This window comes from Nonomuraea sp. SBT364 (assembly GCF_001083785.1).
GTDB lineage: Bacteria > Actinomycetota > Actinomycetes > Streptosporangiales > Streptosporangiaceae > Nonomuraea.
On the sequence record NZ_LAVL01000211.1, the window covers coordinates 1 to 12898 of the forward strand.

The 12898-nt window shown below is 69.3% G+C and carries 13 protein-coding genes; 5 read left to right on the forward strand and 8 right to left on the reverse strand.

The window, feature by feature from the left end; translation table 11 throughout:
• The coding region (locus ADY59_RS42840; RefSeq protein ID WP_156326089.1) for a hypothetical protein at positions 1-307 on the reverse strand (307 nt) is incomplete at its 3' end.
• Between the two features lie 182 nt (positions 308-489).
• Here ADY59_RS42840 and ADY59_RS49330 point away from each other — a divergent pair.
• Together ADY59_RS49330 and ADY59_RS42850 are read left to right on the forward strand one after the other, a co-directional pair.
• Positions 490-3075, forward strand: a complete 2586-nt coding sequence (locus tag ADY59_RS49330) for an ABC transporter substrate-binding protein (RefSeq protein WP_156326090.1) — start codon at positions 490-492, stop codon at positions 3073-3075.
• A 48-nt stretch (positions 3076-3123) separates the two neighbouring features.
• Complete coding sequence (locus ADY59_RS42850) at positions 3124-4416, forward strand: MFS transporter (protein WP_049575689.1); 1293 nt, start codon at positions 3124-3126, stop codon at positions 4414-4416.
• Here ADY59_RS42850 and ADY59_RS42855 read toward each other — a convergent pair.
• Both ADY59_RS42855 and ADY59_RS42860 read right to left on the reverse strand, forming a co-directional pair.
• Positions 4413-5615 carry a CBS domain-containing protein gene (locus ADY59_RS42855; protein WP_049575693.1) on the reverse strand — a complete coding sequence of 401 codons (1203 nt, stop codon included), beginning with the start codon at positions 5613-5615 and terminating at the stop codon, positions 4413-4415. The genes ADY59_RS42850 and ADY59_RS42855 overlap by 4 nt on opposite strands.
• 5 nt (positions 5616-5620) lie before the next feature.
• A complete protein-coding gene (locus tag ADY59_RS42860) occupies positions 5621-5863 on the reverse strand; it encodes a hypothetical protein (protein WP_049575696.1) in 243 nt (80 codons plus the stop codon).
• 340 nt (positions 5864-6203) lie between these two features.
• On the opposite strand from ADY59_RS42860, the gene ADY59_RS42865 reads away from it, so the two are divergent.
• Positions 6204-6530 (forward strand): hypothetical protein, encoded by a 327-nt coding sequence (locus tag ADY59_RS42865; RefSeq protein ID WP_156326091.1) that lies wholly within the window; start codon positions 6204-6206, stop codon positions 6528-6530.
• On the opposite strand, the gene ADY59_RS42870 is transcribed toward ADY59_RS42865, so the two are convergent.
• Positions 6496-7677, reverse strand: a complete 1182-nt coding sequence (locus ADY59_RS42870; RefSeq protein WP_049575700.1) for a DUF418 domain-containing protein — start codon at positions 7675-7677, stop codon at positions 6496-6498. The two genes, ADY59_RS42865 and ADY59_RS42870, sit on opposite strands and share 35 nt — an antisense overlap.
• Positions 7678-7807: 130 nt before the next feature.
• On the opposite strand from ADY59_RS42870, the gene ADY59_RS42875 reads away from it, so the two are divergent.
• The gene (locus ADY59_RS42875; protein ID WP_049575704.1) at positions 7808-8506 is read left to right on the forward strand and encodes a ThuA domain-containing protein; all 699 of its coding nucleotides are present in this window, start codon (positions 7808-7810) and stop codon (positions 8504-8506) included.
• Here the strand turns inward: ADY59_RS42875 and ADY59_RS42880 are convergent, their stop codons facing one another.
• From ADY59_RS42880 to ADY59_RS42895, 4 genes are all read right to left on the reverse strand, one after another.
• Positions 8507-8944: an anthrone oxygenase family protein gene (locus ADY59_RS42880; RefSeq protein ID WP_049575708.1), complete on the reverse strand. Its 438-nt coding sequence runs from the start codon at positions 8942-8944 to the stop codon at positions 8507-8509.
• A 92-nt stretch (positions 8945-9036) separates the two neighbouring features.
• Complete coding sequence (locus tag ADY59_RS42885; protein ID WP_197094125.1) at positions 9037-9900, reverse strand: macro domain-containing protein; 864 nt, start codon at positions 9898-9900, stop codon at positions 9037-9039.
• 17 nt (positions 9901-9917) lie between these two features.
• The gene (locus ADY59_RS42890; RefSeq protein ID WP_049575711.1) at positions 9918-10601 is read right to left on the reverse strand and encodes a TIR domain-containing protein; all 684 of its coding nucleotides are present in this window, start codon (positions 10599-10601) and stop codon (positions 9918-9920) included.
• Positions 10602-10607: 6 nt separating this feature from the next.
• Positions 10608-12173 (reverse strand): hypothetical protein, encoded by a 1566-nt coding sequence (locus ADY59_RS42895; protein WP_049575714.1) that lies wholly within the window; start codon positions 12171-12173, stop codon positions 10608-10610.
• 153 nt (positions 12174-12326) lie between these two features.
• Between ADY59_RS42895 and ADY59_RS42900 the strand changes: the two genes are divergently transcribed.
• A complete protein-coding gene (locus tag ADY59_RS42900) occupies positions 12327-12524 on the forward strand; it encodes a hypothetical protein (protein ID WP_063780964.1) in 198 nt (65 codons plus the stop codon).
• Positions 12525-12898: the final 374 nt, after the last annotated feature.

Here is a 12898-nt window from a genome sequence, read left to right on the forward strand (position 1 = left end):
AGTGGTATAAGAGACCGATCCAGAAGCCCGCCCACAACCCGGTGAGCATCACCAGAATCCCCGTCGCGGCCCGTGAATGCCGTCTGACAAATATCGGAATGACTTTTATCAGGGATATGGCCAGAAAGAATAGAGCGATCGCTCCGACGGCCACCAGGGAGACCCAGGGCGGCAGTGTGTCGTAGGAGTTGATTAACGGCTGAAGGAGGAGGCCCACGACGGTGCCGACCACGGCCGCGATCATCGGCTCCCCGACGCGCTCCCACCATTTTGGTTGATCTGCCTGCTTTTCGCCGGAATCGCTCATACGAGGGAATGCCTTCGTGTGATCTGGAACACTTCCGAGCCTAATCCCTCAAGAGCGGCTCCACGTCTCGGCAATGGATATTCACGGGCCGGCGCCGCTGTTTTCCCGATTCCCGGCGGGTGACCTTCGAAGCCTTTACAGTCCTCACCACCTGTACGTTCAAGGGCTCCACGGGGGCAGTGGTGGAACTGGAAGAGGTGCTGGCGGAGCTCGCGATCAGGGATCGGCTCCGGCGCGGGAAGGTCCGGTACGGCAGGCGTACCGGACCCCTGGTGCTCCAGATCGAGGGCGGCGACGCCGAGACCCGGGCGTGGCTGGAGGAGTTCCACCAGAGCTACTCGGGCGTCGCGCCCGTCAACGAGCCGGCGGGCGTCCCGGCGGCGCCGAAGCCGGTCGCCGACGAACTGCTCGACATCGCCCAGGGGTGCGGGTACGACGGGCGGCCCGCGTACCACCTGCCGATCGTCTTCCCGAGGTTCGCCGTCGCGTACACGGTGCTGGTGGCGTGGGAGCCGGACGAGACGCGGCGCACCAAGGCCGACCTGAACGCCGAGCTGGAGGAGCGGGTCAAGCAGGCGATCGGCGAGGCGCGGCGCGACGTGCTGCGCAGGGTGCGCCAGCGCTTCGGCGGGCTGACCCGCGACCCGTACGTGGAGCAGCAGCTCGGCGGGCTGGTCGGGTTCGTGCTGCGGGTGGCGGGGGCCTTCCGGTTCCCGCATTTCCGTACCGTGCGCTGGTATCGCAGGAAGGGGTTCGGCACGCGGCCGTTGCGTACCACCCGGGTGCTCATCCACGAGCTGGCCGCGTGGCGGAAGAAGGAGCCGCACGAGCAGGAGCTGCTCCTGGTCGACGCGATGCTCGCGGACATCGGCGCGCACTACGGGCTCTTCCGCCGGCTCAACAGGGCGCGCCGGCCAGTCGTGCTGCTGCCGGCCGTGGACCGGGTGCCCGCGCGGCGCGCGATCAGGGACACGCTGCTCGCGGCGTACGACGGCAAGTCCCGCAACCTGCGGGTGCATCCCGTCGTCATCGCCACCTCGGCGCCGGGCGGCGCGCCGCCCCTGCGCGGCGCGAACGCCCCGGTCGCGGCAGGCGCGCTGGCCGAGGAGATCCCGGCGCTGTTCGCGCGGCGGCGCGAGGTCGCCGACGAGCGCAGCCGCGACAGGGACGTGCCGCTGCCCAGCAGGCTGCTCCAGGTGTCGCTCGGCACTCGCGCCCCCGGCGGTAAGCAGCGCGTCGGCCGCGTGGGGCCGGTCACCGCCACGGCGGTCGCGCTGGCCGGGGCGGGCGTGCTCGGGTACGGCGCGTTCCTGGCGTCCGGGCCCGAGAGCTGCGGCGAAGGGCTGGAGCGGGTCGGCGCCGAGTGCGTGGGCGTCTCGGACGGCACGGACGTGTTCATGCCCGGCGTCGAGGGCATGCGCGAGGTGTTCGCCCGGATCGAGGCGGAGAACGAGCGGATCGCGGCGGCCGAGCACGCCACGGTCGCGCTGATGATCCCGATGGAGTCCGGCATCCCGGCCGTACGTGAGCAGATCCTCAGCGAGGTGCAAGGCGCCTATCTCGCCCAGATCCGGGTGAACGGCCCCGAATCCGCTAAGCCGCCCATCCGTCTCGTCCTGGCCAACCCCGGACGCGACTACGCCCACTGGCGCACCGCCGTGGACAAGCTCGCCGAGCGCGAGCCGCGCCTGCGCGTCGTGGCCGGCTTCAACCTCAGCCTCGGCAACACCCGCGCCGCCATGGCCCACCTGGCGCACCAGGGCATCCCGATCGTCGCCGGCCTCGTCACCTCGGGCGACTTCGCCAACCCCGAGTCCCAGAACCGGGCGGCCGACCCGTTCCCCGGCCTGACCCGCGTCGTCTCGACCGCCAGGCAGCAGGCCGACGCGCTGCTCAAGTCCGATCCCGGCCTGGCCGGGGCGGAGACCGCGCTGGTCGCCGACACCCGGCCGGACGACAACTACAACGCCTCCCTGCGCCAGGCGTTCACCGAGGCCAGAAAGGGCAAGGAGGGCGCCGGGGTGCAGGACATGACGTTCGCGTCACCGGGACTGGAGGAAGCCGGCATCACCCCGAACAAGTTCGCCGACTTCGCCCTGAACATCTGCCAGTCCAACGCCCGGTTCGTCTACTTCGCCGGCCGGGCCTTCCACCTGAAGCTGTTCATCAAGACGCTCGCCGGGACCTACTGCGTCGGCAAGACGTCCTACACCGTGATCACCGGCTCCGACGCGACGACGCTCGACAGCCGCCTCAGCGACGTCGAACGGGATCTGCTCCGCGGCGACCCCGGCGTCGGCAGGCCGTCCGTCTCCGTCGAGTACGCGGCCCCCGCCCACCCCGACGCCTGGCACACGCGGGGGAAGAACCTGCCCCGCTACCTCGCCGAACCCCGCCAGACCATGCTCGAACTGCGCGAGGCCGCCGCCGCCCTGGGTCACGTGAGCCTGGAGGACGGCCGCGTGATCGTCACCCACGACGTCATCCTGACCGCCGCCCGGGAGCTGGCCAAGGCGGTCGCCCTCTACGGCACCGAGCTCCCCACCACCGAGCAGATCAGGGACGGCCTCCCCAGCCTGCACGCCGCCTACCGCATCCAGGGCGCGAGCGGCTGGATCTGCCTGACCAACGCCGGCAACCCGTACAACAAGGCGCTGCCCGTCGTCAGGCTCGACGGCGCGACGGGACGGCCGCACCTGAAGACCGTCGCCTGGCCGCGCGGCGAGCCGCCCGAGAACAACTGCGTCGTGCCGCAAATCGGCCCGTGACCGATGGCGACCCGTCCTGTACCGTCGAAGTGACCCCAGGAGCGGGACATGGCCGAGCCCAGCAGACGCCAACTGGTCCGGGCGGTGGTCGCCTCGGCCGTGGGCACCTCGATCGAGTGGTACGACTTCTTCCTGTACGGTTTCGCCGCCAGCACGATCTTCGCCGAGCTGTTCTTCCCCACCAGCGACCCCACCACGGGCCTGCTGCTCGCGCTCGGCACCTACTTCGGCGGCTTCGCGGCCCGCCCGATCGGCGCCGCGATCTTCGGCCACTACGGTGACCGCATCGGCCGCAAGGCCACGCTCATCATCACGCTGCTGACCATGGGTGTCGCCACCGCCCTCGTCGGCCTGGTGCCCACCTACGCGCAGATCGGCATCTGGGGCGGCATCCTGCTGACCGTCCTGCGCCTGCTCCAGGGCATCAGCGTCGGCGGTGAGTGGGGCGGATCCGTCCTGCTGGCCACGGAATGGGGCAGGTCCCTCGGCGGGCGCCGCGGGTTCCTGGGCAGCTGGCCGCAGTTCGGCGTCCCGGTCGGGCTGGTGCTCGGCTACCTGGCGTTGCAGGTCTTCCAGCCGCTCGACCCCTACTGGGGGTGGCGGATCCCGTTCCTGCTCAGCATCGTGATGGCCGCGGTCGGGCTGTACATCCGGCTGGGCATCCTGGAGACGCCCGTCTTCACCAAGGTCCTGCGGGAGAACCGGGTCGAGCGCGTCCCCGTCCGCGAGGTGATCGTCCGCAACTGGCGGGAGATCCTGTGGAGCGCACTCCTGCGTACCGGCCAGCAAGCGCCGTTCTACATCTTCACCGTCTTCATCCTGACTTATGCCACCAAAACCCTCGGCTTCGCGGCCGGCGACGTCTACACGTACGTGATCGTGGCCGGCGTCGTCTCGCTCTTCACCGTGCCGCTGTGGGGGTACGTCTCCGACCTCGTGGGCCGCCGGCGCCTGTACATCGTGGGTGCGCTGGCCATGGTGGCCTGGTCCTTCGTGTACTGGCCGCTGCTCGACACCCGCGTCCCGGCGCTCGTCTTCCTGGCCATCGTGCTGGCCGCGCCCATCCACGACATCCAGTACGGGCCGCAGGCCACCTTCATCGCCGAGAGCTTCACGGGCCGCCTGCGCTACAGCGGCGCCTCCCTGGGCTACCAGCTCGCCTCGCTCACGGCCGGCGGCCCCGCCCCGCTGATCGCCGTGTGGCTCTACGCCACGTACGAAAGCTCATGGGCCATCGCCGTCTACATGGCGATCTGCGGCCTGATAAGCGTCATAGCAGCCTTCGCACTCAAAGACCGCTCGCACCAGGACTACGCCATCGAATACGACGAAGCCTCCTAAGGTCGCGGGTCCACGATCCGGAGCATTTCGATGAACCCCTCGACCCGATCGAGCGTCTCCGCGTCCAGGGGATCGGGAGCGAAGTGCATGAGTTCGTTCCGGACGCCGCGCATGACTTCCAGCAGTTCCAGGAATAGCGCGTGATCGAGCGGCCATTCCATCCGGTCCCAGTGCGCCGGTGACGCCAGCAGGTGCTTGTACGCGCCGAAAGTCAGATCGTTGGCCGAACTGACCTTGGCGGGCCGGCGCGCGGTCGCCCTCAGCTCGTCGAGGGAGAACACCTCGTCGGCGCGCCTCCTCAACCGCCGCTCGGCCTCCTCAACCAGGACGAAGGGCCGGGCCAACTGGCCGAACTGCTGAGTGAGGTCCGCCGCGGTGATGATGCCGATCACCCTCTTGTCCGAGTCGCAGACGAAGACGAACCCCCTGTTGTAGATCTCCGTCACCTGGCTCAGCAGGTCCTGGTGGTGGTCCACCGAGGCGGCGGCCCGGTCGATCACGTCGGAAACGGTCCGGAGCGCGGTCTTCCTCATGGCTGCCTTACCGATGGACTCCCAGCTCACGGCCCCCAGCAGAATGTCGTTCTCGTCGACCACCGCCAGTTGCGAAAACTTGCCGCTCAGCATCTTCGTGTGCGCGATGCTGATCCCGTCCTCGGCGCGGACGCGGACCACTCCCTTGTTGGCCGACTCCAGCAGGCCGACCCGCAACGTGATGGCGGGCAGATCGGGCGCGTCCTCGACATCGGAGCGCAGTCCCTGAGCGGGGACCGGGCTCGTGCTCTCGGGCTCCTCCCCGACGGGAAGGAGTTCGATGACATGGTCGAACCACCCCTCGGTGAAGGACGGCCGCGTCGTCACCCCCTTGGCCGCGAGATCCGCCTCGATGCGTGCCACCGAGGCGGCGGTGCGGCGCGTCACCCCCCACCGCTTGAGGAACTCGCGGATGGTCAACCGGATGGGCTCGCCCGAGGTGTTGGAGATGACGCCGTCCAGGAGCTCGTGCGGGGTCGCGAACCCCTCCAGCATGGTCATCTCGTCGGACGTCGGCCCCGGGTCGATCCCGTCCTCGGCCAGCCGTCCGATCCGGCGAGCCGCGCCGAACCGGCTCAGCGCGCAGACCGTGAGCAGGGAGCTCATGCTGTTGCGCAGATCCTGTTCCACGGCGCTCTTCGGGACGTCGCTACGCAGCCACTCCACCGGCCTCACCTGACGGAAACCGGGCTCCGCCTCGCCTTGGTAGACGTACGGCCCGGTGACCCGGCCGATGGCGACGGGCCTTCGCCCTGATAGGCCTCGTGCAGCAGCGCCGCGATGTCGGTCCGGTCACGGCAGGCGCTGAGGTCGCCCAGGTTCGACCAGCCAAGGATCGCCTGCCCCTTCTCCAGGGCCGTGCTCTCCCGCTGCCCGGTCTCGCCGAGCCGGACCAACCATGCCCGAGACGCCATCGGCACTCACTTCCCCTGAGCGGATTCTTGCCTGGTGTTATCGGCCCGGGTGGGCCCAGCGTTTCGGCGCACGGTTTATGAATTGTCCCCTTTGAGGTAAATGAGGTCATTGGTGAGAGCGGGATCGGTAGGCATCCTTTCCCCTCGGTGGGGGATTGGCAGCATGCGGTGGAGGAAATCGCATCCCCGGGGGCGCCGGGCAGTCACGCGATCTTGGACCGCTTGTCACCATGTCTGAGGCAGTGGGGTCCGGCCGTGAGGGCGCGGGGCCTCTTCCGGCTAACCGCGAAGGCAGGGGTACGTGGACGTTGAGGCGGAGATTCTCAGCCTGAAGCTCCGTATGAGGGACGTCGAGGCGGTTCTGCAGGCCGAGGAGGTCCGGCCTGCCGACATGCGGGAGATCGGCGTGCGGCTGCGGGGGATCGAGGCGGACCTGGCGGCCACGTGGATGTGCGTCACGCAGGTGAGGGCCGAGGTCGCGGCCGTGCGGGGCGAGGTGGACCAGGAGTTCGCGGCTCTCGGCGTCGAGCTCACGGGGGCCCGGCTGCAGGTGGGGGAGCACTTCAGGACCGCCCGGTCGGAGATGCGGGAGAAGTACGACTTGCTGCGGTGCGAGATGATCGAGCTGGGGATCAGGCTCGATCGGCTGCTGGACCAGGACGGCTAGACACGGCCGGGGCGTCCTGGCCGGGTCGCGGGTAGGCGAGGCGGCGCAGCAGGATCTCGGCTGGGCCTCGGTGCCCGGCGCGCCGCATGAGATCGGCGACGAGGATCGACGCCAGCCACGTGGCGACGGCCACACCGGTGGCGCCCGCGAGCCCGAGCTCGTCCTGCAGCCCGAGACCGTACGGGAAGAAGACGGCGACGAACACGATCGACTGGAACAGGTAGAAGGTCAGCGAGCGCTGGCCGAGCGCCTGGATGGCGGTCGACACGGCGTTGCCCGGCCGGGTCGCCACCAAGGCGATGATCGCGGCCAGGCCGACGCCGCCCGCGTAACCGGTCAGCGGCTGGGCGACCGCCGCCGTCCACAGAGCCGCGTTCGAGGGCTCGGCCCACCACCCCACCTGCATGAGGGCCGCGGGGAGCGCCCCGGCGACGGACACGATCGTGGTCACCCAGGCGGCGCGGACGAGGAACGGGCGGTCGAGCTCCTCCAGCAGCCGCCGCCGTGCCGCCCAGATGCCGGCGAGCACCCCGGGCACCACCATGAGAACGCCCGCGACCAGCCCGAAAGGCCAGCCCTGGAGCCGCTCCACGAACAATTCCGCGATGCCTTTCGCCCCGGCGGCGATGCTTCCCGCGTCGTAGGTGGAATTGCCCTTCGACAGGGGGAACCACATGGCGAGCGCGACCAGGAGGGTGGAGGGCACCAGGACGATTCCGGCCGTCAGCAGAAGCGTCGAATCCTTGGCCCGTATCATGCCGGCGAAAAGCACGGACGTGATTCCGTACACGGCCAGAATGTCGAGCGGCACGAGCAGCGCCACATGCGCGAACCCGATGGCCACCAGCCACCAGCCGCGCCGCCGGAGAAGTTTGCGCACGGCCGCCGGTTCACTGCCGCGTCGCGTCTGCCGATCCGACAACTGCACCAGCGCGTAGCCGAACAGGAACGCGAACAGCGGCCGGGCATGGTTGTTCACGAAGAACTGGTGGAAGACGCCGACGACGTCGTTCAGCACGGCCGGGCCACGGCCGACCGCCTCGACGAACAGCGGCGCGTGCGCGAAGGCGATGGCCAGCAGCATGATTCCGCGAGCCAGATCAGGCGCGGGCGCCCGTTCCGCCGATGATGTGGGAATGCCTCGCATCGTGCGTCCTCCCTCGATGAACTCGCCTCTGGTCAGGACGGTAATGAGCCGCGCCGGACGTCAGAATGCGGCTGGGACCAGAACGGGGGTGGAGGTAGGTGCACTTCCGCGGTAGTGCGACGATCGGCGGATGACGCGCAAAAGAGCACTGGTCGTCCGCGGCGGCTGGGAAGGGCACGTGCCGGTCGCGGCCACGGAGCTGTTCATCCCCTTTCTGGAGAAGAACGGGTACGAGGTGCACCGGGCGGAGTCGCCGGCCGCCTACGCGGACTCGTCGTTCATGTCCGGCGTCGATCTCGTCGTGCAGTGCTACACGATGGGCTCGATCGAGCCGGACGAGCTCCGCGGGCTCGAATCGGCGATCCGCGCCGGGACCGGGATGGCGGGCTGGCACGGCGGCATCGCCGATTCCTTCCGCAACTCCTCCGACTACCTGCACCTGATCGGCGGCCAGTTCGCGTGCCATCCGGGCAGGCACCCGGACGAGGCCAGCGCGGGCACGGCCGAGCACAACTTCGTCCCGTACACCGTGAACCTGCTGCCCGAGGCCGGCGAGCACCCCATCACGGCCGGGATCGCGGACTTCGACCTGGTCACCGAGCAGTACTGGGTGCTGACCGACGACTACGTCGACGTGCTGGCCACCACGACGCAACGGGTCCGCCCCTGGGACCCGTGGCACCGGGAGGTCACCTCACCGGCGGTCTGGACGCGCCGGTGGGGGAACGGCAAGATCTTCGTGGCGACCCCCGGCCACAGCCTCGACGTGCTGGAGCACGACAGCGTACGCACCATCATCGAACGCGGGATGCTGTGGGCCGCCCGGTGATCACAGGTTGACCAAGCCGATGCCGACCAGGACGAGGCCGGCGAAGGACGCCACGGCGCGCACGGTGTTCCAGACGATCCAGCGCGGCGCGTAGTCCTTCCACGGCAGCGTGCCCGCGTCGACGGCGTTGTTCATCGGCACGTTGATGGCCCCTGTGACCAGGAACGAGCCGACGAAGTTCACCCCGGCGGCGGCGAAGAACCACACCGCCGCCGGACCGTCCGCGAGCAGCCCGGCCACCAGCGCGGCGATCGGCGCGCCGATGAACGCGATGTAGAGCCAGGGGTTGAGGATCTTCTTGTTGATGCTCCGCATCACGACCTCGGCCTGGGCGGGCTCGACGGCGTTCAGGGCCGGCATGACGGACATGGAGAAGGCGTAGAAGAGGCCCGCGAGGGCGCCGTGCAGCACGAGCGTGACGAGAGTCAGTACCAGCATGGTGGAATCATGGCGCACCCGCGATGAGACGGTCCATGCATCGTCCGCTCACCTCCATACGCGATCGTCCACGCGGCTCAGCCTCCACGGGGTCACAAAGCGGCCAGGAACGCCTTCATCTCCAGCATGTCCACCTTCTCGCTGTCCTCCGGACGGATCGTCACCGTCAGCTCCCGGCAGACCGGTCGCAGCCGGGAATGGGAGATGAAGGACAGGATGATCACCTTGAGCAGGTTCTCCTTGTCCAGCGCATGAACCCTGGCCAGCTCCGCGCCCATGATCGGCGCCGCCACCCGGCGGAGCTGGCTGTTCTGGCCGACGGCGGTCCACAGGTGGCCGAGGCTCAGCCAGAGGTCGTCCATGGACGAGCGTGCCACCAGATCGTTGCCCATCCTGCTGTAGGCGACGCAGTAGACCCTGCGGCGCGGCGAGCCGATCATCGCCACCGTGCCCACGGGATACCGCCTCAGCTTCCCCTGCGGCTTCGACTCGGCGGACTCCACGGACGTCGGCACGGTGACCGCCAGAGCCCGGTCCAGTTCCCCGTCCAGCCGGCGCAGGTCCCCTTCGTACAGGCGGCTCAGCAACTGGCCCTGCAGACTGCCGCGGTTGATGACCCCGTTGTCGGTGATGTCCGTGTCGAACGTGTCGCTGAACCCGACCACGAGATCCGCCTCCTCCTCCAGGAGGTCGCCGATCTTGATGGTGATCGTCATGTCGGGGTGCGTGAAGTCACGGGAGACGCGGCTGTGCGGATACGCCCGTAACAGACCCCAGGCCAGGCACGCCGCCAGCGAGATCGCCGTCACGGCCCCGGGATTGCCGAAACGCGCCCCGAAGACCTGGCCGACGAACTGGACGGCGGCGGAGACGACTCCGAAGGCGATGAAGAACTGCGTCGTCAGCAGGACACGTCCCCGCGGCGTGCGGACGATCTGCCGCAGACCGTGGATCAACGACACCGTCCCGCGGCCTATCGCGTCGCGCGGCGGGTGTAGGCGGCCAGGCCACGCAGGAGATCCGGGTCGACGTAGTCGACCCCCGTCCTGGTCACCCGGCAGCCCGCCGTCTCCAGCCGCTGCCGGATCTTCAGGACGCTCCCGGGGGAGCCGTCGACCTGGACGTAGTTGAGCCCGGCGACGTCGGAGAACGGGCGCAGCCGCCCCAGCCGCAGCAGGAGCGTCCGCTCGGGCGCGACCCCGAAGGCCATCCCGGCCTCGAACAGCACGTTCGGCCGCGCCTGGCACTGGACGGGGCCGTCGCTGTCGCCGTCGTCGCCGTCGTCGCCGGTCAGCGCGGGATGGAGCCGGACGATGTCGTCGGGCGTCATGACGACCACGATCGCCTGCGCCAGGTCGAGCGCCCGCCCGACCACGTCCAGCAGATGCGGGCTCGCGGCCGCCGTCTCGTGGACGAGGGTCTCCCATTCGAGCGGGTGCAGGCCCATCCGGCGGAGAAGGTCGAAGATCCGGATCCGCGCCTGCTCGTCCCGTCCGTGGACGACGAAGACGTTGCGCTCCTTCTCCTGGCTCGCCGCCTGCTGGAGCGGCGGTTGCGGGGCGGCGCCGTACGAGGTCGCCCGCGCTCCCGGGCCGGCCGCGATGGAGGTGCCGGTCAGCTGCCCGCCGTTCACCTGGATGCCGTAGTTGTCAGGCATGATGGCTCACTTCCCCTTGTTCCCGCCGGACGTGGCCACGTAGGTGGTGGCCTGCGCGTTCTGCCCTGCCGCGACGCTCTCGGCGTTGAGTGAGCTGCCGCCGGTCACGAGCACTCCGTTGTTGAGGATCGTGGTCTGCCGTTCCACCAGTTCGCCGGTGTGGACGTTGTGGTCGTCCAGGAACTGCACCAGGGCGTCGAAGACGCGTTGCTCGACGACCTTGGTGTACATCTCGGTGTCCAGCTTCTGGAAATAGCGGCGGTAGCGCGAGTCGCTGGCCTCCTCGCGCACGCAGTAGGAGGCGCCGTGATTGAAACTCGGGTCGTGAACGGCGCCCGGCCCGGCGAGGGCACGGCGGTCCTGCATGAACTCGGCCACGTGGTTGAGCACGGCGGTGGGCGCCTCGAACATGCCCAGACTGCGAAACGCCAGCCCGGCGAACCCCCAGACCGTCGTGACGGGCCGGACCTTGTCATGCTGGTGGAAACGGGCTTGCAGCGGCGTGAGCACCGAATGGCTGGCCTCGATGAACAGGTTCTTCTTCACGAACGCGAACCTGAGGAAAATGGTGAGCGCCAGCTCCCCGTCCCAGCCGATCAGCCGGATCACCGTGTAGGGCCGGGCCCTGCCGTCGCGCTTGGCCAGCAGGAGGTCGAACTTCTCGTCGTCGATCTTGGCGAGCGGGCGGCCGGTTTCGTCGACGAAGCCGTCGTCCTCCCACACGTCACGGCCACTGACGAACACCCGGTCCGCCACTTCGAGTCCCCGCCAGTCGAGCGCCTCCACCTGTGCGGCCACGTACCGGCGGATGTCATGGACCTGAAAAGGCGACGTGGTGCCGCCTTCATATCGCGGCTTCTCCACGTCGATGGCGAACGACCAGCCGCCGACGACCCGCCCGTAGCCGGTGAACGGCTCGAATTTCCGGTAGATCGAGATGTTCCCCCGGCTCAGCTCCTCGATCTGCGTGAGCCGGCGGCGCAACAGCGGCTTGACGGGCTGGGGCGCGTTCGCCGCCGAGAACCGACCGGGCCCTAGGAGCACGGTGACCGCCCGGTTCTGGGCGACCTTGTCCGCGAACTTCACCAGGGTCGTGCCGATCAGCATGCCGCCCAGCGCCCACGGCACGAATCGAAGCGGCGCGGCGGACAGGCTGTAGACGGCGGCCGCGATCGAGCCGAGTACGGTGAGCGTTCCCAGCAGGGCGATCGCGTTCAGCGCGCATTCCCGCAACGCCCTTCGCCGCCTGCCCGCGCATGCGTGCCTCAGGACGACCGGGAGATCGACGCCCGGGGACACCGCGATGCCCCGTTGTGGCTGGCGGATGATGTGGTCGAAAAGGCGTTGCGCGAAGACGACGTCCGTCTGGGCCGCGCAGCACAGATGCCGCGTTACCTCGTCGTCGGCCTTCTTGATGTCGACGGCATGACCGCCGGGGAAGCCGGTGACCGGCCGCGCGATCCGGCCGCCGGGCGGCGCCTCCAGGCTGAACTCCGTGAGGGGGCATTCGCCGCAGGCGTCGGCCCCGGTCCAGTGACGTGGGCAGAGATCGCAATGCCGCGTTCTGCGCATCGCTCACGCACTCCTTCCCTCGTACGTCTCACCCATACTGAGCACGGAGCCGCGATCTGAATACCATCCATACGCGACATATGACGGTTGTCATCGGCAGGTGGTGACACCGTGTTCTACCTCGGGGAGCGGCCGGCGGCCGAGGATAGGGGCATGACGAAGACGCGGATTTCCCCCAACTGGAAGCTCGGCATGGCGAGTGGAGTGGCCATCGGACTGGGCTTCGGCACCACTGTCGGCGATCTCCTGCTGGGGCTCGCGATGGCGGGGGGCCTCGGCACGGCGCTCTCGTACGCCTTCGGCGCGAAGGACGCGGACCGGGCCGCGACGGAGCGGGCCGAAGCCGGCTGACGACACCGCGGCTCGAACTCCGGCTGCCCTCTCCGGAGGAGCTGTCCGAGCCGGCGGATCTGGCGGCCGAGAGGGGCGTGGACGCCGCGTGACTGGACGCTCGGGCCGGCCGTGTTCCGTGCCGGCACGGTGGTCGGCCCGCAGCTCCTCTCCGCCCGCGACCTGAGTGTCACGCGGCAGGTCGGGACCAGCGGTTCCGGGACCCAGCGGGACGCCCGCGCGCGGCTGGCTTGAGAGCCTGGGCGGGCAAATGTAGATCATGTATGGTGAGCGCGGCATATCCACCAACGGCCTGGAGCCCGCCGTGCCGCACATGTCCCGCCGCCAGGTTCTCTCCCTGCTCCCCGCCGCCGGTCTGCTGGCCGCAGCCACCC

Bases quoted from the DNA above. Each gene is read 5' to 3' on its own strand.
- ADY59_RS42850 (WP_049575689.1), top strand. From the start codon at position 3,124: ATGGCCGAGCCCAGCAGACGCCAACTGGTCCGGGCGGTGGTCGCCTCG.
- ADY59_RS42860 (WP_049575696.1), bottom strand. From the start codon at position 5,863: ATGGCGTCTCGGGCATGGTTGGTCCGGCTCGGCGAGACCGGGCAGCGG.
- ADY59_RS42865 (WP_156326091.1), top strand. From the start codon at position 6,204: ATGAGGGACGTCGAGGCGGTTCTGCAGGCCGAGGAGGTCCGGCCTGCC.
- ADY59_RS42870 (WP_049575700.1), bottom strand. From the start codon at position 7,677: ATGCGAGGCATTCCCACATCATCGGCGGAACGGGCGCCCGCGCCTGAT.
- ADY59_RS42875 (WP_049575704.1), top strand. From the start codon at position 7,808: ATGACGCGCAAAAGAGCACTGGTCGTCCGCGGCGGCTGGGAAGGGCAC.
- ADY59_RS42880 (WP_049575708.1), bottom strand. From the start codon at position 8,944: ATGCTGGTACTGACTCTCGTCACGCTCGTGCTGCACGGCGCCCTCGCG.
- ADY59_RS42890 (WP_049575711.1), bottom strand. From the start codon at position 10,601: ATGCCTGACAACTACGGCATCCAGGTGAACGGCGGGCAGCTGACCGGC.
- ADY59_RS42895 (WP_049575714.1), bottom strand. From the start codon at position 12,173: ATGCGCAGAACGCGGCATTGCGATCTCTGCCCACGTCACTGGACCGGG.
- ADY59_RS42900 (WP_063780964.1), top strand. From the start codon at position 12,327: ATGACGAAGACGCGGATTTCCCCCAACTGGAAGCTCGGCATGGCGAGT.